This window comes from Shewanella goraebulensis, assembly GCF_030252245.1.
In the GTDB taxonomy this organism is placed as follows: Bacteria; Pseudomonadota; Gammaproteobacteria; order Enterobacterales; family Shewanellaceae; genus Shewanella; species Shewanella goraebulensis.
In genome coordinates, this window is sequence record NZ_CP126972.1 from 1,461,278 (window position 1) to 1,486,679 (window position 25,402).

The 25,402-nt window shown below is 40.3% G+C and carries 24 protein-coding genes and 1 tRNA gene; 17 read left to right on the forward strand and 8 right to left on the reverse strand.

Annotation, left to right across the window (positions count from 1 at the left end):
* Window positions 1-214 precede the first annotated feature (214 nt).
* The 12 genes from QPX86_RS06095 to QPX86_RS06150 all read left to right on the forward strand — a co-directional run bounded on the left by QPX86_RS06095 (window position 215) and on the right by QPX86_RS06150 (window position 12,762).
* Window positions 215-1,174: a YbgA family protein gene (locus QPX86_RS06095; protein ID WP_374758465.1), complete on the forward strand. Its 960-nt coding sequence runs from the start codon at window positions 215-217 to the stop codon at window positions 1,172-1,174.
* A gap of 138 nt (window positions 1,175-1,312) precedes the next feature.
* Window positions 1,313-2,836 (forward strand): cryptochrome/photolyase family protein, encoded by a 1,524-nt coding sequence (locus QPX86_RS06100; protein WP_285164645.1) that lies wholly within the window; start codon window positions 1,313-1,315, stop codon window positions 2,834-2,836.
* A 265-nt stretch (window positions 2,837-3,101) separates the two neighbouring features.
* Complete coding sequence (locus tag QPX86_RS06105; RefSeq protein ID WP_220751613.1) at window positions 3,102-4,313, forward strand: NnrS family protein; 1,212 nt, start codon at window positions 3,102-3,104, stop codon at window positions 4,311-4,313.
* Window positions 4,314-4,371: 58 nt separating this feature from the next.
* The gene (locus QPX86_RS06110; protein ID WP_285165141.1) at window positions 4,372-5,772 is read left to right on the forward strand and encodes an ammonia-forming cytochrome c nitrite reductase subunit c552; all 1,401 of its coding nucleotides are present in this window, start codon (window positions 4,372-4,374) and stop codon (window positions 5,770-5,772) included.
* Between the two features lie 305 nt (window positions 5,773-6,077).
* Complete coding sequence (locus QPX86_RS06115) at window positions 6,078-6,629, forward strand: nuclear transport factor 2 family protein (protein ID WP_285164646.1); 552 nt, start codon at window positions 6,078-6,080, stop codon at window positions 6,627-6,629.
* On the forward strand, window positions 6,626-7,417 hold the full coding sequence (locus QPX86_RS06120) for an SDR family NAD(P)-dependent oxidoreductase (RefSeq protein ID WP_285164647.1): 792 nt from the start codon (window positions 6,626-6,628) through the stop codon (window positions 7,415-7,417). Before QPX86_RS06115 ends, QPX86_RS06120 begins: the two co-directional genes overlap by 4 nt.
* A gap of 71 nt (window positions 7,418-7,488) precedes the next feature.
* Window positions 7,489-8,757 carry an NAD(P)/FAD-dependent oxidoreductase gene (locus QPX86_RS06125; protein ID WP_220751618.1) on the forward strand — a complete coding sequence of 423 codons (1,269 nt, stop codon included), beginning with the start codon at window positions 7,489-7,491 and terminating at the stop codon, window positions 8,755-8,757.
* Window positions 8,754-9,572, forward strand: a complete 819-nt coding sequence (locus QPX86_RS06130; protein ID WP_285164648.1) for a DUF1365 domain-containing protein — start codon at window positions 8,754-8,756, stop codon at window positions 9,570-9,572. The genes QPX86_RS06125 and QPX86_RS06130 overlap by 4 nt, the downstream gene beginning before the upstream one ends.
* 76 nt (window positions 9,573-9,648) lie before the next feature.
* Window positions 9,649-10,920, forward strand: a complete 1,272-nt coding sequence (locus tag QPX86_RS06135; RefSeq protein ID WP_285164649.1) for an SAM-dependent methyltransferase — start codon at window positions 9,649-9,651, stop codon at window positions 10,918-10,920.
* 3 nt (window positions 10,921-10,923) lie between these two features.
* Window positions 10,924-11,448, forward strand: a complete 525-nt coding sequence (locus QPX86_RS06140; RefSeq protein WP_220751624.1) for a DUF2878 domain-containing protein — start codon at window positions 10,924-10,926, stop codon at window positions 11,446-11,448.
* A gap of 142 nt (window positions 11,449-11,590) precedes the next feature.
* Window positions 11,591-12,217 (forward strand): chalcone isomerase family protein, encoded by a 627-nt coding sequence (locus QPX86_RS06145; protein WP_285164650.1) that lies wholly within the window; start codon window positions 11,591-11,593, stop codon window positions 12,215-12,217.
* On the forward strand, window positions 12,217-12,762 hold the full coding sequence (locus QPX86_RS06150) for a DUF3833 domain-containing protein (protein WP_220751627.1): 546 nt from the start codon (window positions 12,217-12,219) through the stop codon (window positions 12,760-12,762). The genes QPX86_RS06145 and QPX86_RS06150 overlap by 1 nt, the downstream gene beginning before the upstream one ends.
* A 50-nt stretch (window positions 12,763-12,812) precedes the next feature.
* Here QPX86_RS06150 and QPX86_RS06155 read toward each other — a convergent pair whose 3' ends face one another.
* On the reverse strand, window positions 12,813-13,157 hold the full coding sequence (locus tag QPX86_RS06155; protein ID WP_220751628.1) for a DUF3634 family protein: 345 nt from the start codon (window positions 13,155-13,157) through the stop codon (window positions 12,813-12,815).
* A 256-nt stretch (window positions 13,158-13,413) separates the two neighbouring features.
* Here QPX86_RS06155 and QPX86_RS06160 point away from each other — a divergent pair, with 256 nt between their 5' ends.
* Both QPX86_RS06160 and QPX86_RS06165 read left to right on the forward strand, forming a co-directional pair.
* Complete coding sequence (locus QPX86_RS06160) at window positions 13,414-14,865, forward strand: NAD-dependent succinate-semialdehyde dehydrogenase (protein ID WP_285164651.1); 1,452 nt, start codon at window positions 13,414-13,416, stop codon at window positions 14,863-14,865.
* Between the two features lie 230 nt (window positions 14,866-15,095).
* Window positions 15,096-15,827 (forward strand): DUF599 domain-containing protein, encoded by a 732-nt coding sequence (locus tag QPX86_RS06165; RefSeq protein WP_220751629.1) that lies wholly within the window; start codon window positions 15,096-15,098, stop codon window positions 15,825-15,827.
* A gap of 75 nt (window positions 15,828-15,902) precedes the next feature.
* On the opposite strand, the gene QPX86_RS06170 is transcribed toward QPX86_RS06165, so the two are convergent.
* Window positions 15,903-16,853, reverse strand: a complete 951-nt coding sequence (locus tag QPX86_RS06170) for a helix-turn-helix domain-containing protein (RefSeq protein ID WP_285164652.1) — start codon at window positions 16,851-16,853, stop codon at window positions 15,903-15,905.
* Window positions 16,854-17,109: 256 nt separating this feature from the next.
* On the opposite strand from QPX86_RS06170, the gene QPX86_RS06175 reads away from it, so the two are divergent.
* Window positions 17,110-17,925: a hypothetical protein gene (locus QPX86_RS06175; protein ID WP_220751631.1), complete on the forward strand. Its 816-nt coding sequence runs from the start codon at window positions 17,110-17,112 to the stop codon at window positions 17,923-17,925.
* Between the two features lie 85 nt (window positions 17,926-18,010).
* Here QPX86_RS06175 and QPX86_RS06180 read toward each other — a convergent pair.
* From QPX86_RS06180 to rpsU, 5 genes are all read right to left on the reverse strand, one after another.
* Window positions 18,011-18,087: transfer RNA gene (locus tag QPX86_RS06180), tRNA-Ile, on the reverse strand.
* 228 nt (window positions 18,088-18,315) lie between these two features.
* Window positions 18,316-20,148 carry an RNA polymerase sigma factor RpoD gene (gene rpoD / locus QPX86_RS06185; protein ID WP_220751632.1) on the reverse strand — a complete coding sequence of 611 codons (1,833 nt, stop codon included), beginning with the start codon at window positions 20,146-20,148 and terminating at the stop codon, window positions 18,316-18,318.
* 150 nt (window positions 20,149-20,298) lie between these two features.
* Window positions 20,299-22,020 (reverse strand): DNA primase, encoded by a 1,722-nt coding sequence (gene dnaG / locus QPX86_RS06190; protein ID WP_285164653.1) that lies wholly within the window; start codon window positions 22,018-22,020, stop codon window positions 20,299-20,301.
* Between the two features lie 83 nt (window positions 22,021-22,103).
* Complete coding sequence (locus tag QPX86_RS06195) at window positions 22,104-22,547, reverse strand: GatB/YqeY domain-containing protein (RefSeq protein WP_220751636.1); 444 nt, start codon at window positions 22,545-22,547, stop codon at window positions 22,104-22,106.
* Between the two features lie 7 nt (window positions 22,548-22,554).
* Window positions 22,555-22,770: a 30S ribosomal protein S21 gene (rpsU, locus tag QPX86_RS06200; RefSeq protein ID WP_055024252.1), complete on the reverse strand. Its 216-nt coding sequence runs from the start codon at window positions 22,768-22,770 to the stop codon at window positions 22,555-22,557.
* A 239-nt stretch (window positions 22,771-23,009) separates the two neighbouring features.
* Between rpsU and tsaD the strand changes: the two genes are divergently transcribed.
* A complete protein-coding gene (gene tsaD / locus QPX86_RS06205; protein WP_285164654.1) occupies window positions 23,010-24,023 on the forward strand; it encodes a tRNA (adenosine(37)-N6)-threonylcarbamoyltransferase complex transferase subunit TsaD in 1,014 nt (337 codons plus the stop codon).
* 96 nt (window positions 24,024-24,119) lie between these two features.
* Here the strand turns inward: tsaD and plsY are convergent, their stop codons facing one another.
* A complete protein-coding gene (plsY, locus tag QPX86_RS06210; protein WP_220751639.1) occupies window positions 24,120-24,737 on the reverse strand; it encodes a glycerol-3-phosphate 1-O-acyltransferase PlsY in 618 nt (205 codons plus the stop codon).
* 240 nt (window positions 24,738-24,977) lie between these two features.
* On the opposite strand from plsY, the gene folB reads away from it, so the two are divergent.
* Window positions 24,978-25,331 (forward strand): dihydroneopterin aldolase, encoded by a 354-nt coding sequence (gene folB / locus QPX86_RS06215; RefSeq protein WP_220751641.1) that lies wholly within the window; start codon window positions 24,978-24,980, stop codon window positions 25,329-25,331.
* Window positions 25,332-25,402 lie beyond the last annotated feature (71 nt).

Sequence of the window (25,402 nt, forward strand, 5' to 3'; positions counted from 1 at the left end):
CATACTTACTGGCTTTAACGAGCCAGTAAATTCTATTGTGATTAATGCTGCATCCCCCTTAAACCATTCTTCAAATTCAATCATTTCAAGATAACAAAATAAAAATATTTCTTTTTATTAAAATTTAATGAGTTAAAGGCTAATATCAATAGACATTAGTGATCTTAAAAACATTGCAACACGTAATGTTGTTTAAGCCACAAGGAGTCGTATCGTGAATAAAGAAGTCTTTAATCCAGAAAAAATACAAATCGGTATCAGCAGCTGCCTTTTAGGTCAAAAAGTACGTTTTGACGGCGGCCATAAAAACTCAAATTACTGCAATATCGACCTCGCTCCATTTTTTGACTACATCAGTGTTTGTCCGGAAATGGCTATAGGTATGGGTGCTCCGCGTAAGACTATTCGTCAAGAGCTCGACGGCGATAAAATTTATTTAAAAAGCGCCGATGGCAGTATTGATGTAACCGATAAGCTTGAAGAGTATAGCCAAAAACGCGTTGGTGAACTCGATTTTATTGGTGGTTACATTCTTTGTGCTAAGTCCCCAACTTGTGGAATGGAGCGGGTGATTGAATACAAGTACGGTACCAATAATGGTACCAAAAGTGGCGTGGGTGTATTTGCAAAAAAATTAATGGATACCTACCCAGAGTTGCCTGTGGAAGAAGAGGGCCGCTTGCATGACCCAGTAATTAAAGAAAATTTTATCACTCGAGTATATGCGTATCATGAGTGGCATACCTTGCAAGCTGAAGGCTGGACCAAGCATAAACTAATGCAGTTTCATGCGCGTTATAAGTACCTTTTAATGGCTCATAGTCCTCAATGGTATCGTGATTTAGGGCCGATATTAGCGAATATTGATGATCTTGATGCCACTGCGCAAACCTATTTTGTAGGTTTTATGACGGCGTTAAAGATTAAAGCGACCCGTAAAAATCACACCAGCACTCTGCAGCATATTCAAGGGTACTTTAAAAAGCACCTGTCAAAAGAGCAGAAGCAAGAGCTGACTGAATCAATCATGAAGTATCGTGAAGGACTACTGCCTTTACTTGTGCCTATCACGCTGATTAACCATTATTTACGAGAATATCCGACCCCGTATATTGAAGGGCAGGTTTATCTTAATCCACATCCTGAAGCGCTAAGACTTCGTTACGCTTACTAGTTAAGTTTATTACTCAGCCTAAAACTTAGTGATGCAGATAGACGTTGATAAACAGCAACGTCTATCTGTAAACCTGTTGATATATTTTTTGTTGATAAGTATTTGTTAATAAATATTGCTGTTATTAAGGTTGCAATGATGAAAACTCTGATTTGGTTTAGACAAGATTTACGCCTTGCTGACAATCTAGCTGTTTGTGAAGCTTTTGAATTTGCACTGCGACAATCAGCGTCACAAGAGAAATCTTCTGCTCAAGTCGAGGCTTTATACATAGTCAGCCCTCTGCAATGGCAAAGTCATGATGTAGCGGCAATTCAAATAGATTTTATTGAACGCCATGTGAATATTTTGGCGCAAGGATTAGCCGCTCTTGGGGTCAAACTCAATGTGGTTACATTACCTTGGTTTGATGATGTAATGGATTGGATGCCAAGTTTTTTGGCCGAAAATCAGATTGAGCAAGTCTTTGCCACCCAAGAGCCTGAATTTAATGAGCGCAAACGAGATCAGCAATTGCTGGATATTGGTTTGCCCATCACCTTTGTTGCTCAAGATTGCATTATTAATGCAGGTGAGGTGAACAATCTATCAGGGCAGATGTATAAAGTGTTCACGCCATTTTCTAAAAAGTGGCGTGAGATAGTAGCAAGTAAAATGATTGTACCTTTATCAGTACCTACCCCTATCGGTGCTGCGCTTGCAACTCCTGCTGCTATCAAATTTGATGCAGATAAACGTTCAAGTAAATTGTGGCGAGCCGGTGAAGGCGAAGCGAAACGAATACTCGCTCAATTTTGCCAGAACCATATTCAAGATTATCAGCTCGATAGGGATTTCCCTGCGCTAGACAATACCAGTAAATTATCACCTTACTTAGCGATTGGCGTGATTAGTGCTAAGCAATGTTTAGCCGCTGCGTTAAACCATTATCCTGATGTGCTGGTGGACGACACTAGTCCTGCTAAAACTTGGATCAATGAACTAGCGTGGCGAGAGTTTTATCGTCATTTGTTAGTCGCTTTTCCGCGCCTTTCAAAAGGTAAAAGCTTCAATGAAAAAGGCGACTATGTACTATGGCGAAACGATAAAACTGAATTTGCGGCATGGTGTGAAGGGCGCACGGGTTATCCAATCGTTGATGCCGCGATGAGGCAGCTTAATCAAACGGGTTGGATGCACAATCGTTTAAGAATGGTCGTAGCGAGTTTTCTGACTAAACACTTGCTGATTGATTGGCGCTGGGGTGAAAAATATTTTAGACAACAATTAATTGATGGTGATTTAGCGGCCAACAACGGTGGCTGGCAATGGTCTGCTGGCACAGGCTGCGACGCTCAACCTTATTTTAGAGTGTTTAACCCGATGAATCAGAGTAGTAAATTTGATCCAGATGCCAGCTTTATTAAACGATTTGTTCCCGAGTTATCGAATCAACCGCTAAAAGCCATTCACCAGCCGCTATTTGTTGAAGGAGCTGATGATTCAGCACTCGATACGATGGACTTATTTTCTGTAGACTCTATAGAGGTCGGCTTTGGAGCTGATAGCGCTGTAAGCAACAGTTCAGCTGAGGCTTCAACTGTTGCGTATCCATCACCGATTGTAGAGCATAGCTCTGCACGAAAACGCGCTATTGAGGTGTTAAGTTCGTTAAAGCGATAACGCTATGAATATTAACTGACAAGTCACAGTTGTTTTGATATGGCAGATTTTCCCAAGTCGCCTTATTCGAACGACCTTACTCAAACCACCTTAGGGTGGTTTTTTATTGAACTATTTTTGATGACATACTTTGCGAGAGATCACAGATTCAGCTAGGTTAATAAGACTATTCATTTTTTATGATTGCTGGATGAGAGATAACAACATACAATAAACATATATTTTAAATGCATCTTTTGTTTTTTATTAAAAAGGCTTGATAACTATGCTAAATATTGATGATCCAGCTGAAACTGAAAAAACCGCTGCAATATGGCGATTAGCATTCAGACCTTTCTTCTTAGGTGGTGCAGCTTTGGCGATGTTGTACATCCCACTATGGTTAATGGGCTGGTATACACCTGAGTACAGTTTATTTAACAGTAACTTTTGGTCAAATGTATTGCCGCTATGGTGGCATCCTCATGAGTTACTATTTGGTTTCGCTATGGCGATTGTGTGCGGCTTCTTACTCACAGCAGTACAAACCTGGACTAATCAACCTAGTCTAAAAGGTCCCACTCTTGCCATCACATTTAGTAGTTGGTTGTTAGCAAGGCTGTTACTCCTGCTGCCTTTTGATATTCCATTATATTTTCCTGCACTATTTGACAGTATATTTTTAGGCATTGCTGCTTTTACGATGTGGCGTTGTGTTTATCGTGTTAAGCAATGGCAAAATATCGGTTTTTCGATCATGCTTACAGTAGCCCTGATTGTTAATCTTGTGAGTTATTACGCATTACAAGAACGTAATTTCATTTTAGCTAATCAAATATGGCAAGGAATGTTATTTTGGCTGGCGCTGTTGATTACCATTGTGGGAGGAAGAGTTATTCCTTTCTTTACTGCAATGCGAGTTAAGCAAACCAAAGCCGAACCGATTTTTGCACTAGAAAAAAGCCTATTAGTATTAATGATTACACTGGTTGTGCAAGCCATTTTTAAAGTTTTACCTATGGCAGTTGAACAAGTGTTATTGATTAGCGCTGGTATATTGCATTTGATTCGAATAAGTCGCTGGTTGCCTCATAAAACATTGAAAGAGCCAATGCTGTGGTCGCTGCATTTATCATATTTATCTTTACCCATCGCTTTGTTGGGCTTAGGTTGGTTCATTAATAATGAATTTGCTTACCGAAGTTTATTACACTTATTTGCCATAGGTTGCTTAGCTTCATTGTGTTTATCAATGATTTCTAGAGTATCTCTTGGGCATACCAGCAGAAATATATATCAAGGCCCGAATATGGTATTGGCTTTTGCCAGTTTACCTATTGCAGCTTTATTGCGTGCGGTAATGCCGTTGATATTTCCGGCGCAAACCCAAACTTGGTTATGGTTAGCGGGTGGATTTTGGTTTTTAGCTTTTGGACTTTTTGTTTGGCATTACAGTCCAATTTTATCGCGTCCTCGAATTGATGGACGTCCAGGTTGATAACAACATTATGTTCTCGAACCATTTTTTGATGATTTTTAAAGGAAGAGTTGTGAATATGCAATTAGCATTGTTTGCTAAAAAACACATAGCAGTTAGCCGATTAAGCAAGCGTGTTAGCACTATCTTAATTTCTATTTTAGGTGCTACAACCTGTGCAACAGCCATTGCCAAAGCTGACGTTAACGAAGCTAAGTTTCCAGACCAATTTAAAACTTGGGCTGAAACTGAAGAGCAAACAGAACGCGAAGATATGCTTGCTAGTTACCCTGCCAATATTATTTTATGGGCGGGCTCTTCTTTTGCTAAAGAATATCACAGCCCTCGTGGTCACCAATTTGCAGTGGCGGATGTCACTCAAACATTACGAACTGGCGTGCCACCAAAAGAGGGCGAAAAGGGCACTTCAGCCAGTTGTTGGACTTGTAAAACACCTGATGCACCTCGTCTAATTAAAGAAATGGGTTTTGAAGGATACTCAGCATCTAACTTTACTGATTTAGGCACTGAAATTAACAGTGTGGTTTATTGTACAGACTGTCATGTAGACGGAAGTGCTGACTTAGCTTTACCACGTCCTCATGCACAAAATGCAATGAAAAAAACTGGGATACCTTTTGATAAACAAGATGTGTCGATGCAAGGTGCACAAGTGTGTGGCCAATGTCATGTGACCTATTATTTTCAGCCAGAAAAAAGCAATGTGGTTAACATGCCGTGGATTTTCGGCAGCGACACTGACAATATCCTGAAGTACTACGATACCCGCCGTTTTTACGAGTGGATCCACCCAATTTCGAAAACGCCAATATTAAAAGCGCGTCATCCTGAGTTTGAGCATTGGAGCCGCAGTAAGCATGCTGAAGCGAATGTGACCTGTATTACCTGTCATATGCCCGTTGAAGAAAATGCCAAAGGCGAAGAATTTACCAACCATAAAGTTGATAAAGCACTGCCGCATTTCGATAAAACCTGTATCGGGTGTCACGATAGCAAAGAAGAGGTTACTGCCAAGCTAGATGCTGACAAGCATGAAATTGAAACAATGGCACGTGAAGTTGAAGGCTTATTGGTTAAAGCTCACTATGAAGCTAAGGCGGCATGGGATGCAGGTGCTAACTGGGAGCAAATGAACAGTGCAATTATGGCTATTCGTCATGGCCAATGGCATTGGGACTTCGCTATGGCATCTCACGGACTATATGCACATAATCCAGATGAAGGTCGTATGTTACTCACTCGAGCCACATCACAAGCCAAAATGGCGCGAGCCGTGTTAGCTCAAGTGTTAGAAGGTTTAAAAGTGACTAAGGTTGAATACCCAGATATTAGCTCTAAAGAGTCTGCACATGCAGCTGTGGGTATTAATGAAGCAAAACTGTCTGAAGCTAAGCAAATGTTCATTAAGGATGAAGTTGAAAAACACTGGAATCCAATTGCTGTAAGAGGTTACAAGTAACTATCAGTTAAGACATTGTTAGATGATAATGCTGTCATTGAACAATAATTAGCGGTTTAGTATTTGAAAAAGCGTATAGAGCAATCTATACGCTTTTTTTTGATCTGTAGCTAACGAATAGGCGTATTGACCGTTAAATACATTATTTAATTTTTGTTTGATTATTTTTAAGACAAATTCCTCAACTAAGATTAATATTAATAGATAACTACTCGTTTTTATTGTTAAAAGTAAAAGTGACAAGCTTGTTGAGTAACGATAAAAAATAAACAAGATGTTTAAAGAGATGGTTCAAGGAGAGTTAAATGCACAGTAGCACTAATCTTGTTAGTGAAATGCCTGAGCCGATGAGCTTCGATGAGTATACGCAGCCACAAATCATTGATGACTTCATTAGCATGTACCAGCGGCTTAACAAGGATACTCTGCACCTTTTAAGTCAGGTATACAGTAATAATATTGTGTTCCAAGACCCTTTGCACAAAGTAGAAGGGCTAGCTAATCTGACGAATTATTTTGCCAATCTCTATGAAAACGTTGATTCGATATCATTTGATATACAGCAAGTGAATGTTTCCCAGTCACTGTCTCAATCCCAATCCCAATTACAAGCAAAATCACAGTCGCAACTAGAAGCAGAACAAAAGTCACAAGCCTCAATATTCTGGAAAATGACTTACAGCCATAGCAAGCTTAATAGCGGGCGTGATATTCATGTGGAAGGTATGAGCCACCTTATTTTCAATGACAAAATTACTTCTCATCGTGATTACTTTGACCTAGGTCAGATGCTTTATGAACCGTTTCCTATATTGGGCAAGCTTATTCAAATGGTTAAGTCTAAGGCATCCTCATGACAGCTGATATTCAAGCCAAAACCAAAAAAACGAGTCACGTATCGAACTCTAAAATTGCGGTACTAATAACTGGAGCAAGTTCTGGTATCGGTCTAGCACTAGCAATGAAGTACGTTGATCAAGGCTATCAGGTGTTTGCTTGTGGACGTAATGAGCAATCACTGCAAAATATCAAAGGAGCTTATCCGCTTGTTTTTGATATTAATGATAAAACTCAAATTGAAAATGCTGCCCAGCTACTTAAAGCAGCGTTGATTAAATCTCAATCCAGCCTAAACTCTGTGGTACTGAATGCTGGCAGTTGTGAGTATATCGATGATCCAGTTCAGTTCGATGGGGCTTTATTTGAACGGGTAATTCAGACCAATGTCATTTCAATGGGCTATTGCTTACAGCACTTTTTACCCTTAATTGCGACAAACGGCAGGGTGGGGTTAATGAGTTCAAGCGCAACATATTTACCTTTTCCAAGAGCTGAAGCCTACGGAGCATCCAAGGCTGCAGTTAACTATCTTGCCAGCAGTCTACGTTTAGACTTGAAAGCTCACAATATTGGCGTAAGTGTAATTTGTCCTGGTTTTGTGAAAACACCATTAACAGACAAAAATGACTTTGCTATGCCGATGCAGATTAGTGCCGATAATGCCGCTGACGAAATCATTTATGGCATGAAGATAGGCCGAAATGAAATACATTTTCCAAAGCGCTTTACCTTGATACTGAAGTTTTTATCTTGCTTGCCTAACGTGATAGTTAACAGCTTACTCAGCCCAAAACCAAATAATTAAACAGAGTGAAAATCGTAAACGAAGCTAATATAACGATAATAATTATAAAAATAACAACCTGAAGGATTAATATGAAAAAAATTGCCGTAGTCGGATCAGGGATCTCAGGATTAACATGCGCCCATTTACTTAGCGAGTTGCATGAGGTGACTGTATTTGAAGCTAATGATTACATTGGTGGTCACACAGCAACAATTGATGTTGAAGTTGCAGGAAAACCTTATGCTATTGATAGCGGGTTTATAGTGTTTAATGACCGAACCTATCCAAGATTTCAAAAGCTAATGGCACGCTTGGATATTAAGTCATTACCGACTGAAATGAGCTTTAGTGTACAAAATACTAAAACGGGGCTTGAGTATAATGGCCACACTCTTTGGAGCATGTTCGCTCAACGCCGTAACTTATTAAAACCTGATTTTTATCGTTTTTTAGCAGAGATCGTTAAATTTAATAATCAATGCAAAGGAATTTATGAAGCTGAAGATTATCAAATTGAAACCTTGGGTGAGTTTTTAGATAAAGAAGGGTTTTCTGACTTCTTTAGTGAACATTATATTTTGCCAATGGGCGCAGCAATATGGTCTGCCAGCATCAATGATATGCGCGCGTTTTCACTGCGATTCTTTATTCGTTTCTTCCACCACCATGGTTTGCTCAATATTAGCGACCGCCCGCAATGGTATGTCCTTGAAGGCGGCTCACGAAGCTACATTCCTGCCCTTATCAAGCCGTTTAAAGAACGACTGTTTTTAAACTCAGGGGTGACTTCCATTGAGCGCAAAGCAGATGGGGTTAATATCCGAATAAATAATGGTGAAGTGCAATATTTTGACGAGGTAGTACTGGCTTGTCACAGTGATCAAGCATTAGCCATGTTAACTGATGCCTCAGAAGATGAGCTGCAAGTATTAGGTGCTATGGCTTATCAAAACAATGAAGTGGTTTTACACACCGATGTGGGATTATTACCAAAAAGAAAAGCAGCTTGGGCCAGTTGGAATTATCGTCTCGAAGGTACTGACGCAGAAGATATTGCCAATAAACCTGCTAGCGTGACTTATAACATGAATATTTTACAGCGTTTGCCAAAAGACGCGCCTACATTTTGTGTCACCCTTAATCAGACTGACCTGATTGATAGCAGCAAGATATTACGTAAATTTAATTATGCCCATCCAGTATTCAATGAAGCCAGTATGAATGCCCAAAAAGAACGATCGCGGATTTGTGGTGTGAGGCACACACATTTTGCGGGTGCTTATTGGTATAACGGCTTCCATGAGGATGGCGTACGCAGTGGCTTAGATGTCTGTAATAACTTTGGCATCAGCTTATGATTGCAGACTTAAGTGATTGCTCTAGCCAATTTAGCAGTGGCATTTATCAAGGGGAAGTGAGTCACAGACGCTTCACTCCCAAATCTCATAGCTTTAGCTATGACATGGCACTGATGGCGATAAATCTTGATGAAATCAGCCAACTTGAAAAAGTAAGCCGGTTATTTGGCATGTCAAAATGGTCGTTACTTAAATTTAACCCGCAAGATTACCTAAATTGCTTAGCTAGTCAGTTTGAGGAGCAAGCTGTTGAACAATTAGAAACTGATAACAGCATATTGTCCCCAGCATCAGCGCTTAAGCAACGGGTGATGTGGACCATTAAGCAACTTGGAGCCAAGTTTGATTGCGATGAAGTTATATTTGCTGGTCAAATTAGGCATTTCGGCTTTTATTTTAGTCCTGTTAACTTCTATTTTTGTTATCAAGCTGGCCAGCCGATATATATGCTGGCGGAAGTCAGTAATACTCCTTGGGATCAACGCCATTGTTATTTAGTTGATATTCAAGATACTCAAACCACAGACAAAGTATTTCATGTTTCACCTTTTTTAAACCTCGACATGCATTATCAATGGAAAATTGTCCCCCCTAGTAAACGCCTTAATGTCACTATTCAAAATCGCGATGATGATAATAAAAAGCTGTTTGATGCAAGCTTACATTTACAGCGTAAGCCGTTTAGCTCGGCTAATGTCAGGCAGATGCTGACAGCTTTTCCTGTGATGACAATGAAGATTATGTGGGGTATTTACTGGCAGGCATTTAAGTTATTTGTCAAAAAAATTCCTTTTGTTGCACACCCTCAAACTTAAATTAAACCAAAAGACATCTTGTTACGTACTGAAAACTAATCGATACAGAAGCATTAAGTAGGAAGCGGAGAGATACATGGAAAATACAGCAACGAATGCAAGCTTAGTACAAGCGACTATCTCAGACGGTTTTGCAAAGAAGATTTTATTACGTGCATTACAACATCTCTCTGGTGGCTATTTAACAATAGTTAGTTCTAACGGCAAAGCCGCTGCAGAGCAAAGCCTTTCTTTTGGTGATTTTGAATCCGATTTACATGCAACGATACAAGTCTCTCATCCAAGTTTTTATAAACAGATTATTTGGGGCGGCTCTATTGGAGCAGGTGAAGCTTACATCCAAGGTCATTGGTCTAGTCCTGATTTGACTAAAGTGGTGCAGTTGTTTGCACGTAATCTTGCTTTGCTGGATAACATTGAGCGTTACTTTTCATGGTTTAGCGTTGGAATGAACCGACTGACTCATGTTTTTAATCGCAACTCTGCAGCTGGGTCTAAGCGCAACATTTTGGCCCACTATGATTTGGGTAATACGATGTATGAGCAGTTTTTAGATAAAGAAATGCTTTATTCAAGTGCACTATATCCGCACAGCGGAGCAAGCCTAGAAGAAGCGCAGCTGCATAAACTACATACCATTTGTGAACGTTTAGATTTAAAACCCGGTCAAACTTTGTTAGAAGTCGGTACAGGTTGGGGCGCTTTAGCAATATATGCTGCCAAGCATTTTGATGTTGATGTAACAACCACAACCATATCAGATGCACAGTACGACTATGCTGTTGCGAGAGTGGAGCAAGAAGGCCTTGGCAATAAAGTCACCCTGTTAAAAGAAGATTACCGTTTGTTGACGGGCGAATATGACAGAGTGGTTTCAATTGAAATGATTGAAGCGGTTGGGCATGAATACTTACCTGGATTTTTTAAAAAACTAGAGACATTGTTAAAACCAAATGGCCGCATGCTAATTCAAGCTATTACCATAGCGGATCAACGCTACGACAGTTACCGTAAAAGCGTTGATTTTATTCAACGCTATATATTCCCTGGTGGTTGTTTACCGTCGGTGAGTGAGATGAATAAGCATATCGCCAAGCAGACCGATATGGTGGTTTGGTCCATTGACGATATGGGCAAAGATTATGCACAAACCCTCAATCAGTGGCATGAACGTTTTGATAAGGCGCAACAACAGATTAAGCAGTTAGGCTATGGTGATGATTTCATCCGCATGTGGAAATTTTATTTGAGTTACTGTGAAGGTGGATTCTTAGAACGTACCACCAGCACTGTGCACCTTGTTGCGGTGCGACCACAATATCGCACAACTTTAGCAAGCGGTGCTTAAATCATGCTTCTATCTGGCCATACAAACATCATTAACGCTTGTGCCTTTCAAGTGATTTGGTGGGCCGGAGTGCTTGCTGGAAATCAATTAGTTATTATTCCAGCCTTACTGATTGTTTGGCATTTTGTTGTCAGTAAACAAAAAAGGCATGACGTAAAAGTATTGTTTATTTGTGGTTTGCTAGGTGTACTTGTTGACTCTTTACTGACAATGTCAGGCTTTTTTGAGTTTGCAGTATTCCCTTTATGGCTCGGGCTACTTTGGGGCTATTTTGCGATTTCATTGAACTACAGCTTGGGGTTATTTAATCATTTACCCATCGCTGCACAGTCTTTGTTGGGCGGGATTTTTGGCAGTTTGAGTTACATTGGTGGAGCTAATCTCGGCGCCGTTGACTTACCACATGGGTTGCTGGTTTCGGCTCTAGGTTTATTTATCATTTGGAGCTTACTATTTCCGATGTTTCTACACTTAGCCAACATTATTGGTTTGAAGCATTCTAGAACAGTATTTGAAAAGAGTATTTAGTATGAGTTTTAGTGAAGACATTACTCTAATTGGGGAAAACGATATGCTGAATAGTCATGAGTTGCTAAGCAAGGTTAAATTATCTTTTAGTAGGTTGTTAAGCTCATTAAAGTTAACAAGATTACTAGTTGTGACTAGTTCAATGGTTTTTATTACACCAATTACTTTTGCTGAAAATATTGCAGACATTTCTCCGATAACCGAACCGCAAGGTATTGATTTACCAACTAACACTTCATCAGAAAGTCGTTCTCCAATAAATAATTCACTAATAAAAAGCGACACACTCAGCCAAACACAACTCCACAGCTCTACTCAGATTGAAGCTTCATTCGATACTATGCAAATGGTGGGTGAGGCCGATATGGATTTACTTTGGTTTTCAATTTACAGCGCCAAGTTGATGTCCGTAGATGGTGAATATCAGCAGAACCAATTTCCGTTGAAACTTGAGATCGAGTATCACCGTGATATCGAAGCCGAAGATTTAATTGAAGCCACTGTAGACCAGTGGCAACACATAGGCATCGATAATCAAGATATAGCAAGATTGCAACAACAAATTGAGCAAGCATGGCCTGATGTTAAAGAAGGCGATAAGTTGAGCTTTATGATGCACAACCAAAATTTAGGGCAATTTTATTTCAATGACCAAGCTCTACCTATTATCCAAGAGCCGGGTTTTGCTGCAGCATTTTTAGATATTTGGTTATCTGAGCAAACAAGCAGACCGGAACTTCGTCAAGAATTGATTGGAGCCACTAAATAATGAAAAAATTCAGCCAAATTAAATCCTATTGCTTGGTGGCGTTAGCTGCATTGACATTAATGTCTTGCTCTTCAGCATCTATAGAGGATTATGACAAAACCACGCCAATATTAAACCTACAGACATTCTTCGACGGCAATCTAACGGCTGCAGGTATCGTACAGGATTACTCTGGCACAGTAACACGCAAGTTTACGGTTACTATGGAAGCGAGTTGGCAAGGCAATAAAGGAATCATCGATGAGCGTTTTATTTACGATGATGGCGAGAAGCAAACACGTATTTGGCACATTACCGACTTAGGCGACGGTAAGTATGAAGGTACGGCCAATGATATTACTGGCATCGCCACAGGTGAAGCAAAGGGGAGTGCACTTCGCTGGGCTTACGAGATGAATTTAGTCGTGGATGATTCAGAATACGAAGTCTATTTCGATGATTGGATGTTTTTAGTCGATGACAATACCATCATTAATAAAAGTGACATCATTAAGTTTGGTGTGACAGTGGCGCAAGTTACCTTAGTGATTCAAAAACAGCCTTGAGGTAACGAGCGCTAGATTATCTGAGTGATGTTTGGTTGCCAGCCTGTAAGTTAGCCTTTTAACTTAGAGTTATCAGGTTGTTTTTTATCGTAATACTCAAACGGGAATACGTTCCTAATACGCTGGGTCAATTTATCACCCACGTTAGCCGAAACATGTAATCTGACATCACCTAACTTTTCAGCTCTGATAGTACATGTTAGCTTTTCCGCTTTGGCGATAGCTTTACACTCACGAGAGAAACGTTCAGGGATTTTTCCTGAATGTCTATTGAGTTTTCCATCCTTAAAATGCATCTCAAATATTTTTAACCCTCGAGAACCTGAAAAAATAAGTTTGTAGGCTATAACGAAAAAAACCAGTACAAAGAATACTTTAAAACCCATTTCAACCATGCTTAATTCCTTCTATAAAACAACTTCTTCAATATTTAAGATACTCTGCTATCTCAAGAATGCAATTTTATTTGTAGCTTTCAAACCCAGTTCACACTTGTTAATTCTATCTCGAAACTGAAATCGAGTTTGGTGGACTTATAATCGTTAAACACCGCAATGTTGGTTAATATAAAAGGCTTAACTTAAGCTAGTGCTGAGCTTATTATTAGCCAATATACATTCGTTAGTAGATTTAACACTAGGGACAGATGCGATGACATCACTACATGATATATCGATTTTTCGACAACAAGCCTTTATCAATGGTGAGTGGTGTGATGCTAATTCTGCGCAGACCGAACAAGTTATTAATCCCGCGACTAACGAGGTCATTGGCTCGGTGCCACAAATGGGCGTTAAAGAAACGAATCAAGCAGTTATAGCAGCCCAAGCTGCATTAGCACCTTGGCAAGATCTAACGGCTAAAGAGCGCCAAGCTGTACTAATGAAATGGCATGCACTTATTCAAGCTCACACTGAAGAGCTCGCACTGATTATGACGCTAGAGCAAGGCAAACCTCTTGCTGAAGCTAAAGGCGAGGTGGCATATGGCGCTTCGTTTATTGAATGGTTTGCTGAAGAAGCAAAACGCATTTACGGTGAAACTATCCCTGGGCACCAGCCTGATAAAAGGATTTCGGTAATTAAACAAGCAGTTGGTGTTACCGCTGCAATTACGCCATGGAATTTCCCCCTTGCCATGATAACTCGTAAGGTAGCACCTGCTTTGGCCGCAGGTTGCACCATGATAGTCAAACCTGCCCCTGATACGCCTTTTACCGCTCTGGCATTAGCGGTACTTGCTCAAAGAGCAGGAATTCCTGCTGGTGTGTTCAATGTCATTACGGGTGATGCTAAGTTAATTGGTGAGGTCCTGTGTAGTAGTAAAGTGGTCAGAAAGCTGTCTTTTACTGGCTCAACAGCTGTGGGGGTAAAATTAATGCAACAATGCGCCCCTACAATCAAAAAGCTGTCTTTAGAGTTAGGTGGCAATGCGCCATTTATTGTTTTTAATGATGCCGATATTGATGCGGCGGTTATCGGTGCTATTCAAGCTAAGTATCGAAATGCAGGGCAAACTTGTGTTTGTGCCAACCGAATTTATGTTCAGTCAGGTGTGATTAAGGAATTTACCGAGAAGTTTGTTGATGCGGTTACTAAATTAAGAGTAGGTAATGGGGTCGATGATGACAGTGTTATAGGCCCATTAATTAACCAAGCAGCGGTTGATAAAGTGCTTTCGCATATTCAAGATGCAGTGGCTTTAGGTGGTGAAGTGCTTTTAGGTGGTAAAAGGCATGAGCTTGGTAAACATTTCTTTGAACCAACAATCATTGGTAATGCTAATCAGCAAATGAAGTTAGCAGCAGAAGAAACCTTTGGGCCAGTAGCGCCTATTTTTGAGTTTGATGATGAAGCACAAGCGATAGAAATGGCCAATGATACTGACTTTGGTTTAGCGGCTTATTTTTATGGCAGAGATATCGGCTTGGTTTATCGAGTGTCTGAAGCTTTAGAGTTTGGCATGGTGGGAGTGAACACTGGCTTAATTTCTACAGAAGTTGCACCATTTGGCGGAATAAAGTCATCTGGTATCGGCCGAGAAGGTTCAAGACATGGATTAGAGGAGTATTTAGAGATGAAGTACGTTTGTTTATCGATTTAGGCACTTGGTTTAAACTCTTGATTTAGCCTCTTAATTTAGCCTCTTAATTTAGCCTCTTAATTTAGCCTCTTAATTTAGTCCCTTAATTTAGTCCCTTAATTTAGAGGCTTGATTTAAAGATTGAGTAGATGTGTATTTTTGAAAAAGTACGTCTAATTTCTCAATCGCTATTTATGCCTTATGCGATGTGATGCATAATTAACCATACTTGAAATAATACATTGAGAACTATGCTTTTTTCCTTACTCGATATTTTAGCGTTAACGTGCTTTTTTTCTTGCTGGATGGGCTACACCATATTTGCCCGTAAGAAAGCTAAAAACACTAACTGCATTGCTCGCTGCTTGCACCAACATCGCATTCATTGGATGTCTGAGGTCATGAAAAAAGAAATTCGAGTGGGTGAAGCATCGCTGCTGGCAAACTTAGAACGCAATATTGCCTTTTTTGCTTCAACTACCTTACTGGTTTTAGCGGGTGTATTAACGCTTTTTGCGCAAGTTGAGCGACTTGAGGATGTGATCAGCTCAATCCCATTTGCCGCAGAGCCAAACCATGCGTTAGTTCAGGTTAAATTAGCACTGCTTGCGGGTATTTTCGTATTAGCGTTTTTTCAATTTACTTGGTCAATGCGTCAATATGGTTTTTTAAATGTGATGATAGGTGCTGCGCCGATTGATCCAACTGGAATGGATAAAAATTTAGCTGCTTACTCGCGCCAAATGGCTACTGTGGGCGATCAAGCCGCTCACTCATACAATTATGGCCTTAGAAGCTATTACTTCTCTATGGCGGCTTTGTGTTGGTTTTGGAATCCATTATTACTTATTGTTGCCAGCTTGCTGGTGGTATATACCTTGTATCGACGTGAATTTAAATCTCGTGCTGTAAGAGCTATTACAGCGGCACAAACACATTTAGAGATTGCTCAATCATTGAAAGAGAAACAGCATCAAAATTAAATTAACTACTGCTAAAATTAATCACTGTTAGTTTTGCTTTTTAATTTATAACCATAGCTTTGAGATGGTATGAATCTAAACACAACTTCGAGTTAAATTGAGGAATAGGCTACTGGAAATTAATTCTTGTCTATTAAGTTTATAGGAAACAAAGCTACGGCGTTTTCCTTGATACTTTGCGCCTTGCATTTTTTCAGTAAGGGTTTCACCTAAAGAAACAACTTCACCGCTTAAAAAGTCCATTAACTTAACGCCGATATCAGAGCGAGCCTTGTAGCCAAAAGCAATGTTGGTTTCTGTCTTTGCCAATGTAACAAGTAATTGTGAAAGAAAGTCTTCGGTTACGTGTTTGCCTCCCAAGTAAGTACTAAGCATATAAAGGCAACCTGGTAGATATTCATCGATTAAGTGATCAGGTGTTAGCTGACTATCTTTAAGAGAATTATCGGACAGTTTTGTAAAGGTATCTTCGCTGACTTTTACTATAAAGATATGCCCAGCCAGTATTCCGTTAACTAAATAAAAAGATACTTCAGTTGACTCAACTTCGGCTAAAGCTTTGATAAAGTCTTGAGTCCAGTACTCGCGACCTTTGGTCAAGTTAGAGTGGTAATTGGCTATCCAGCCATACATTTGCTCAGCCTCATCAGCTTGCTTGCAGAGCTTATCGAAACTGACAGTATCTTGTGAGATATAAGGGTGGGCACCCATTACATGGTTGTAATGGAATTGCTGTTCGATCATTTTATTAAAGCTATCTAAAGAAGGAAGTTGCTTTAACTCAAAAGCTGCGTCGCACAATAATTGTTGAGGTTGATCGTTAAAATACTCTATTAGTGCCACTTGTCTTCTAAGATTAGGGCTTATCTTTGCACGTTCCCAACGGCTGATTGTGAGTGCATCGACATTTTCAAACAAAGAGTCGTATTCTGCGAGCTTTAAAGCAAGGGATTCCTGTGAATCTCCGGCCTCGTTGCGTCGCTGCAAGATATATTCTGCAATATCGCTAAAACTCTGAACAGTCATCGTATTCCTTAAGTTAGCTTATAGCCTTGTGAAATCACCCAGTGAAATAATTCTTTGAGAAAGCGCTTTGAAAAAGCCCTTGAAATAGCCCTTGGAATTAGCCCTTTGAATGCTACTCATTAAATTATCATCTACTAGAGTTCATTATCTAGGCATTGGGTAAATTTTTTTTCCGCATCATGCCCTCATTTAATCATGTTGCATTTGTTCTAATGACAAACATTAAACAAGCAGCAACATTTTTTGAGGTAAAACCATGAACAAATCAGCAAAAGTTTTAGTGTTAGTGGCAAGTGTGTCATTCCTGAGTGGTTGCGCAAGCAGTGGTGCAGTAAATGAAGATGGTAGCGGCAATAATCGCGGCTTAAAAACAGGAGCTGCGGGTGGCGCTATTTTAGGACTTGCTATGGGCGCTGCAGCAGGTGATGCGAGCTTAGCGTTAAAAGGTGCCGCTATAGGAGGTGCTGCAGGTGGTTTGGCTGGGGCAAGTGCTGATTATGCTAATGATAGAGAAGATTACCGCAATGAAAATGGTAATAAAAATATCAATATTAATGGACTCCCTCAAAGTAAAGTGAGTGACGCCCAAACGGCTGTAAAATCTACACCGCAATCTTGGGACAAACTTGATCATTTTAGCGGGGAGTGGCAAGTCAATATTTGGGCGCTAAATGATGAAGGGAACAGAGTCGAAGCCTCAGCGAGTGCAAATGGTGCACTTTTAAAAACAACAAAAACACAATTGAGTGTAGATAATGTCCAAATGAACGGAGAAGTACAGTCCTTAAGTGGCAAAGTCGATTTAGCGTTTAGTCCAGAAGACGGTTATCAGATTATGACAGAGTTTAACGGTAACGAAAATATGAGGTTTGTCGGTGAAGTCGATGACCAAGGCCGTTATAGCTATTACCCTGTTGGGGTAAATGGCTCTACCTATTCTGGTAATGAGCGTTCTACAATGAGACTTGAGCTAAGATTTGTTGGAAAAGATGTTTTTCTAGTAGACAGTTTTATTCAATCGAAAGGTGAAGAGGTTCAAATCCAATCATATCGTTTTACACGTCAAAGCTAATTTAGCTGAACTAAATATTGAAGCGTTAAACCAATTTTTAGATATGAAAAAGCCGCTTAAATTTCTTTAAGCGGCTTATCAAAATTGGTGGCCCCTCCCAGACTCGAACTGGGGACCTGACGATTATGAGTCGTATGCTCTAACCAACTGAGCTAAGGGGCCGACTTAAGACAGTCGTCACTATCAAAAGCGGAGGGAAGTATACGAAGTTTATTACTGCTTGTCACCACTGAATTTGCTAGAAACTCACTTCTTGGAGCTGTTTGGTTATCTGTTAATCAATCTTGAGTTCATTAGTGCCAGAGTTCTCTGATTTTTAACAATAAAAAGCCCGCTATTAGCGGGCCTTTTGTTTGAGCTCTATTTCTGACTTACTCGTCTTTTTTGGACTTACTCGTCTAAGAACGATTTTAAGATTTCAGAGCGAGAAGGGTGACGTAGTTTACGTAACGCTTTCGCTTCAATTTGACGAATACGTTCACGTGTTACGTCAAACTGCTTGCCTACTTCTTCAAGAGTATGGTCGGTGTTCATATCGATACCAAAACGCATACGCAATACTTTAGCTTCACGAGCAGTTAGGCCTGCTAAGACTTCGTGAGTCGCATTCTTTAAACTTTCGCTTGTAGCTGAGTCTAAAGGAAGCTCTAAAGTATTATCCTCAATGAAGTCACCTAAGTGCGAATCTTCATCATCACCAATTGGTGTTTCCATTGAAATCGGCTCTTTAGCGATCTTCAACACTTTAAGGATCTTATCTTCAGGCATTAACATGCGCTCAGATAACTCTTCTGGTGTTGGTTCGCGACCCATTTCTTGTAGCATTTGACGTGAAATACGATTTAGTTTGTTAATCGTTTCAATCATATGTACTGGAATACGGATAGTACGTGCTTGGTCAGCAATAGAACGAGTAATTGCTTGACGGATCCACCATGTTGCATAAGTCGAGAACTTATAACCACGACGGTATTCAAACTTATCTACTGCTTTCATCAAACCAATGTTACCTTCTTGAATCAAATCCAAGAACTGTAAGCCACGGTTGGTGTACTTTTTAGCAATAGAAATTACTAGACGTAAGTTTGCTTCAACCATTTCTTTCTTCGCACGACGAGCTCTTGCCTCACCGATTGACATACGACGGTTGATGTCTTTAATTGCACGGATGATTAAGCCGGTTTCTTCTTCGATTGCAGCGAGTTTAGTGCTGCAACGAACAACGTCTTCTTCAACCATTCTTAAGCCTTCAGCATAAGGCTTATTGCTATCTTTTTCTGCATGGAACCAAGCTAAATCGGTTTCGTTGCCAGTGAAGAACTTAACAAAGTTTTTCTTAGGCATTTTAGCTTGTTCAACGCATAATTTAAGAATCAAACGCTCTTGAACACGTACGCGATCCATCATGGTGCGCATGCTTTTAACTAAGCGATCAAACTGTTTTGGAATTAAACGGAATTCTTTAAAGAGTTCGCCGATAACAAACAAAGCACCAATAGCTTCAGGATGGTCACGACCTTTCTTCTCAATAACTAACAGACCTTTTTCATAAGTCTCACGTAATTGAGTAAACTTCTCTTTAGCTTCTTCAGGACATGGACCTTTTGGGCCTTCCTCTTCTTCATCGTCCTCGTCGCCGTCATCATCTTCATCTTCAAGTTCTTCTTCAGATAACTCAGAACCAACGTGTGTAGCTGTAGGGGCTACATCGTCGTCATCTGGGTTAACGAAACCTGCAATGATGTCAGTTAAACGAAGCTCATCCGCTTCATACTTATCAAACTGTTCGAGAATCATCGCAATGGCTTGCGGATATTCTGAAACAGAACTTTGAACCGTATTAATACCTTCTTCAATACGTTTTGCGATGACGATTTCGCCTTCGCGGGTCAATAGTTCAACCGTTCCCATTTCACGCATGTACATACGTACTGGATCGGTTGTACGACCTAATTCGCTCTCTACCGTTGCAAGTGCTGCTGCTGCTTCTTCTGCTGCATCTTCATCGGTGTTGTCCTCAGACATCATGATATCATCGGCATCTGGCGCTTGTTCGTAAACGCGGATGCCCATGTCATTGATCATCTGGACAATATCTTCAATCTGATCTGAATCGACCATGTCAGCTGGCAAGTGGTCATTGACTTCAGCATAGGTTAAATAACCTTGCTCTTTACCTTTAGCAAGCAACAATTTAAGTTGCGACTGCGGAGTATGCTCCATAGATATCATCCAAGTTGGGGAAACTGAAATAACGACTGGACACCTGCCGAAGCATAAGTGTCAAGCAAATCGTCAATTATAGCTGTATGAACTAAAGTACGCTAGTCCATGACATTGCTTAACTGAACATTTTTAAAATAAAAAATGCAGTTATGCGATGCCTTTCATTATTGAAATCAGCTTCGTTAGCTGAATTTTTTCAGCTTTCGTTAGAGTTTGTTTAAGACTCAATTCCTGATAACGCTGCTCAATATATTGATTGTTCAACCAGATCAGGGTTTGTTTAAACTCTTGAACTAAGTTTTCATCCGCCACTTGGTGGTCCCATTGGGCCAATTTAATCAAGGCACCTTTTTGCTCGTGCTCTCGATATATCTCAAGTAGTTGTGCGCTGTTAAACTGTTGTTCGCGAGTTAAATTTAACAAATCAATTAGCAAATCAATGCCAGCAATTTGTATGTGAGCTAATGCAGGTTGGGCACCTAAGCCATAACCTAAATCAGGTCGCTGTACTAACAAAGCAATGGCTAATCGCAATGGAGTTCCGCGGCCTTGTAAGCCCTTTTTATTCATAGGTTGTTGTTTTACGGCAAAACCTAATTTTTTCTTTAAATCATCTGCGCTGTTCATACCGATCTTGTGCGCAAGATTTTCTAACAATAAATTCTGTAAAACAGTATCTTGTACTCGTTCAATAAGCGACATGGCTTCTTTAGCCAGAGCACTTTTGTCGGTACCGTATTGATTGGTTAATGTCTCAAATAAAAATGCAGGTAAATCAAGCGCATCGAGCATTAACTTTTCAAAACCTTCTTTACTGACTTGGCGAACCATAGTATCTGGATCTTCACCTTGTGGTAAAAACATAAATCTAACAACATCACCAGGCTTTAATAAAGGCAGGGCAGTTTCTAATGCACGCCATGCCGCCTTTTTGCCAGCTTTATCGCCGTCATAACAACAAATGACTTCTTTTGCACTACGTACTAATAGCTGGAATTGTTCAGCTGTAGTGGCAGTACCTAAGGATGCAACTGCGTAATCAACGTCGAATTGCGCTAGCGCAACTACATCCATATAACCTTCAACAATCAATACTTGTTGAGGGTCTCTATGTCTTTGCTTCAATTCATAAAGGCCGTAAAGCTCATTACCCTTATGAAATATGGGCGTTTCTGGAGAATTCAAGTATTTCGGTGTTCCATCGCCTAAAACTCGACCACCGAAGCCAACTACACGACCACGACGGTCACGAATAGGGAACATTAATCGATCGCGAAAGCGGTCGTAACGTTTGCCGTTATCGTTGGCAATTAACATGCCTGCTGTAAGTAGCTTGTCTTGCGCTGATTGGTTTTGGCGGTAACGACTAAGTAATCCGTCCCAGCCGTCAGGCGCAAAACCTATTCCAAAGTGTTCAACCACATTGGCTGAAAGTCCTCTGAAATCTAAATAATCTAATACTTTTTGTTTGTCTGAGTGCTGACGTAACTGGCTTTGATAAAAGAGATTAGCTTCTTCCATCAATTGGTATAAGTCGCGACTCAAACCTTGATCTTTTTTAGGACCAGTACCTTGTTCTCTTGGTACATCTAATCCTAATTTACCTGCGAGTTCTTCGATGGCGTCAACGAATTCAAGCCTATCGTATTCCATAATGAAATCGATGGCGTTGCCATGGGCACCACAACCAAAGCAGTGATAAAACTGTTTATCTCGACTGACAGTAAAAGAAGGAGATTTTTCGCTATGAAAAGGACAACATGCAGAGTGATTTTTCCCTGCTTTTTTCAAAGGAACACGATGATCAATTAGATCAACAATGTCTGTGCGAGCTATAAGCTCATTGATAAAGTCACGAGGTATCGCCATATATGCTATAGGTCTCGCATTACCAAGTAGATAAAACAAACAAGCCGCGCAAAATGCACGGCTTATTCAACACTAAAATTCTATTAGTTTAATTTAGCACGAATTTGGCCGCCAATGGCACCCATATCTGCACGTCCTTGAACCTTAGATTTTAATGCTCCCATTACTTTGCCCATATCCGCCATGGTTGATGCTCCTACCTTAGAGATAGCTTCATCAATGATTGCGGCAACTTCTTCTTCTGTTAAAGGAGAAGGCAAGAAAGTTTCAATAACTTGAATCTCTGCTGCTTCAGTTGCTGCTAACTCCGGGCGACCTGCTGACTCGTATTGAGTAATAGAATCGCGACGTTGTTTCACCATTTTGGTTAAAACGGCTATTGTCTGTTCATCGGTCAGAGTTTCGCGGGTATCCACTTCAATCTGTTTAACGGCAGACAATGCCATACGAATAGTCCCCAAACGTGCCTTATCTTTGGCACGCATGGCTTCTTTCATCTGGTCTTTTAGCTGTTCAACTAGGCTCATAATGAGATTAGTATAAACGTACGCGACGTGCGTTTTCGCGAGAAAGCTTCTTAGCTAGACGCTTAACAGCGGCAGCTTTTGCGCGCTTACGTGCAGAAGTTGGCTTCTCGTAGAATTCACGAGCGCGAACATCAGCTAAGATACCAGCTTTTTCACAAGAGCGCTTGAAACGACGAAGAGCTACGTCGAATGGTTCGTTTTCACGTACTTTAATAATTGGCATACGCCATCACCCCTTAGGTGTAGTTAATTTGGCACTACCATTAAAGGTAGATTAACCAAGGCTATTTAATAAAATGGTGCGGAATTCTACACCGAGATATGTGCGTTTGTAAACCCCCTTTATAACTGAGTTTGTGTAATTCGCTTGTCATATTTTTGCAGATAGTCGAGCTTTACTGGAATAACGCTGCATCAACAGGTAGAATTGCCGCCCTTACAATTTTAGGAATATGAGCTGCTATGCGGGTTTTAGGTATTGAAACGTCTTGTGATGAAACTGGAATTGCCGTTTTTGATGATGAGCAAGGGTTGTTGTCACATGCATTATATAGCCAAGTAAAATTACATGCTGACTATGGTGGCGTGGTACCAGAGCTAGCATCTCGTGACCATGTTCGAAAAATTGTACCTTTGATTAAGCAAGCTTTAAAAGAAGCGAATTCAACGGTTGATGATATTGATGGTATTGCTTTTACCAAAGGCCCAGGTTTAATTGGTGCATTATTGGTGGGGGCGTGTGTTGGCCGTTCTTTAGCATATTCATGGGATAAACCTGCTATTGGGGTGCATCACATGGAAGGGCATTTATTAGCGCCAATGCTTGAAGATGATTCACCAGAGTTTCCTTTCTTAGCCTTATTAGTATCTGGCGGCCACTCAATGTTGGTTAAAGTGAATGGTATTGGCCAATACGAAGTTTTAGGTGAGTCAGTCGATGATGCGGCAGGTGAAGCTTTTGACAAAACCGCTAAGTTAATGGGCTTAGATTACCCAGGAGGCCCAAGACTTGCCAAGCTAGCTTCAAAGGGAGTAGAAGCAGGTTACAAGTTCCCACGGCCTATGACTGACAAACCAGGGCTTAATTTTAGTTTTTCTGGTTTGAAAACATTTACCGCAAATACCATTGCCGCAGAACCTGATGATGAACAAACTCGCGCTAATATTGCTCGTGCGTTTGAAGAAGCCGTTGTAGATACCTTAGCGATTAAATGCAAACGTGCATTAAAACAAACTGGCTATAACCGTTTAGTGGTTGCAGGTGGAGTCAGCGCTAATAGCCGTTTAAGAGAAAACCTTGCTGAAATGATGCAACAACTAAATGGTGAAGTGTTTTATCCTCGTGGTGAGTTTTGTACTGATAATGGTGCGATGATCGCTTATGCTGGTTTACAGCGCTTAAAGGCGGGTCAAACAGAAGATCTTGAAGTTAAAGGTCAACCACGCTGGCCATTAGATACCTTAGCAGCGGTATAACGATAGATATAAAGACAAAAACCTAAGCCATGGCTTAGGTTTTTTCGTTTAAGCTGATAACTACCGTAAAGGTACTATCTTCAATCAATCGCTTAATCAGCTTTGTTCATTATTGGTCTTCTTTTTGCGTGACAGCTTACTTTCTTCACCAATCCTTAAACGTTTAATATTATCTTTGTGCCTTATGACAATTAACAAAGATAGCATAGCGACAGGAATGATAAATCTGTCATCTAGCCACCATGTATAAATAGGGGCAAGCATTGCGGTCAGAATAGCTGCAAGAGATGAATAACGTGTCACTAAGACAAACACAATCCAAGTAACTATTAATGATAGCGCTAAATCTCCACCAATGGGGGCCATGGCACCAAAAGCCGTAGCGACACCTTTACCACCTTGAAAATTAAAGAAGATAGGGAAAATGTGACCAAGACAAGCTGCGATGGCAATTAAGCCAAGTGAAACTGCGTCTTGGCCTAAAAGATAGCCACAATAACTAGGCGCTGCGCCTTTTAGCATGTCAAAAAATAACACTAAACCTGCAGAACTGGCACCACCAATCCTAAGCACATTAGTTGCCCCTGGGTTTCCTGAGCCTTCTAAACGCGGGTCCGGCAATCCTCGTAATTTGCATACAAGAATGGCACTTGAAATTGAACCGGCTAAGTAGGCGGTTATAATCATCAGAATCGTGATTGTAACAGCGCTCAAATTGGTTTCCTTACTCGTCTTAGGGTATTATCGCCCATTCATTAATTTCATAAGAGATTAATTGTAATTACAGGGTTAATAAGCTCTTTTAAACTATCTGATATTGCTAAGTGCAGCCGCTATCCTACTGCTTTAATTGCTCAGGAAAAAGGCTAAAACTATAATAACTGCTATTTGATGTGATTTTCAGCCCTTTAAGCTGAAATTTTTATGATAAGAAGTGTAAAGCGTGGAGTTCACATGGACAAAGTTTTAATTCGCGAGCTAAAAGTAGAAACAGTAATTGGTATTTATGAATGGGAAAAGCAAATTCATCAAACCTTACTTATCGATCTTGATATGGCGTGGGACAATAAGCTTGCTGCTGCGTCAGACGATTATCAACATGCACTTTGCTACGAGACAGTTTCAAATCGGTTAACGGCATTAATCACAGAAAAACCAATAGAACTTATAGAAACAGTCGCAGAGATGACTGCTGAGTGTTTAATGTCTGAATTTAATGTTTTATGGGTTAAGGTCGCTGTTATGAAACCAGGAGCGGTACCAACGGCAAAATCAGTTGGCGTTGTCATTGAACGTGGTCATATTTAGTACAGTTTTATATCGTGGTGAGGTCTGAAAGTCCATCATCACATTTAATTGACAGTTTCCATGCTTCAATT

Coding starts and splice junctions, on each gene's coding strand:
- QPX86_RS06150 (WP_220751627.1), top strand. CDS start 12,217: ATGAAAAAATTCAGCCAAATTAAATCCTATTGCTTGGTGGCGTTAGCT.
- QPX86_RS06115 (WP_285164646.1), top strand. CDS start 6,078: ATGCACAGTAGCACTAATCTTGTTAGTGAAATGCCTGAGCCGATGAGC.
- QPX86_RS06195 (WP_220751636.1), bottom strand. CDS start 22,547: ATGAGCCTAGTTGAACAGCTAAAAGACCAGATGAAAGAAGCCATGCGT.
- QPX86_RS06175 (WP_220751631.1), top strand. CDS start 17,110: ATGAACAAATCAGCAAAAGTTTTAGTGTTAGTGGCAAGTGTGTCATTC.
- QPX86_RS06135 (WP_285164649.1), top strand. CDS start 9,649: ATGGAAAATACAGCAACGAATGCAAGCTTAGTACAAGCGACTATCTCA.
- QPX86_RS06120 (WP_285164647.1), top strand. CDS start 6,626: ATGACAGCTGATATTCAAGCCAAAACCAAAAAAACGAGTCACGTATCG.
- QPX86_RS06145 (WP_285164650.1), top strand. CDS start 11,591: ATGGTTTTTATTACACCAATTACTTTTGCTGAAAATATTGCAGACATT.
- QPX86_RS06105 (WP_220751613.1), top strand. CDS start 3,102: ATGCTAAATATTGATGATCCAGCTGAAACTGAAAAAACCGCTGCAATA.
- rpsU (WP_055024252.1), bottom strand. CDS start 22,770: ATGCCAATTATTAAAGTACGTGAAAACGAACCATTCGACGTAGCTCTT.
- folB (WP_220751641.1), top strand. CDS start 24,978: ATGGACAAAGTTTTAATTCGCGAGCTAAAAGTAGAAACAGTAATTGGT.
- QPX86_RS06160 (WP_285164651.1), top strand. CDS start 13,414: ATGACATCACTACATGATATATCGATTTTTCGACAACAAGCCTTTATC.
- dnaG (WP_285164653.1), bottom strand. CDS start 22,020: ATGGCGATACCTCGTGACTTTATCAATGAGCTTATAGCTCGCACAGAC.
- QPX86_RS06155 (WP_220751628.1), bottom strand. CDS start 13,157: ATGGTTGAAATGGGTTTTAAAGTATTCTTTGTACTGGTTTTTTTCGTT.
- rpoD (WP_220751632.1), bottom strand. CDS start 20,148: ATGGAGCATACTCCGCAGTCGCAACTTAAATTGTTGCTTGCTAAAGGT.
- QPX86_RS06100 (WP_285164645.1), top strand. CDS start 1,313: ATGAAAACTCTGATTTGGTTTAGACAAGATTTACGCCTTGCTGACAAT.
- QPX86_RS06140 (WP_220751624.1), top strand. CDS start 10,924: ATGCTTCTATCTGGCCATACAAACATCATTAACGCTTGTGCCTTTCAA.
- QPX86_RS06130 (WP_285164648.1), top strand. CDS start 8,754: ATGATTGCAGACTTAAGTGATTGCTCTAGCCAATTTAGCAGTGGCATT.
- QPX86_RS06170 (WP_285164652.1), bottom strand. CDS start 16,853: ATGACTGTTCAGAGTTTTAGCGATATTGCAGAATATATCTTGCAGCGA.
- QPX86_RS06125 (WP_220751618.1), top strand. CDS start 7,489: ATGAAAAAAATTGCCGTAGTCGGATCAGGGATCTCAGGATTAACATGC.
- QPX86_RS06165 (WP_220751629.1), top strand. CDS start 15,096: ATGCTTTTTTCCTTACTCGATATTTTAGCGTTAACGTGCTTTTTTTCT.
- QPX86_RS06110 (WP_285165141.1), top strand. CDS start 4,372: ATGCAATTAGCATTGTTTGCTAAAAAACACATAGCAGTTAGCCGATTA.
- tsaD (WP_285164654.1), top strand. CDS start 23,010: ATGCGGGTTTTAGGTATTGAAACGTCTTGTGATGAAACTGGAATTGCC.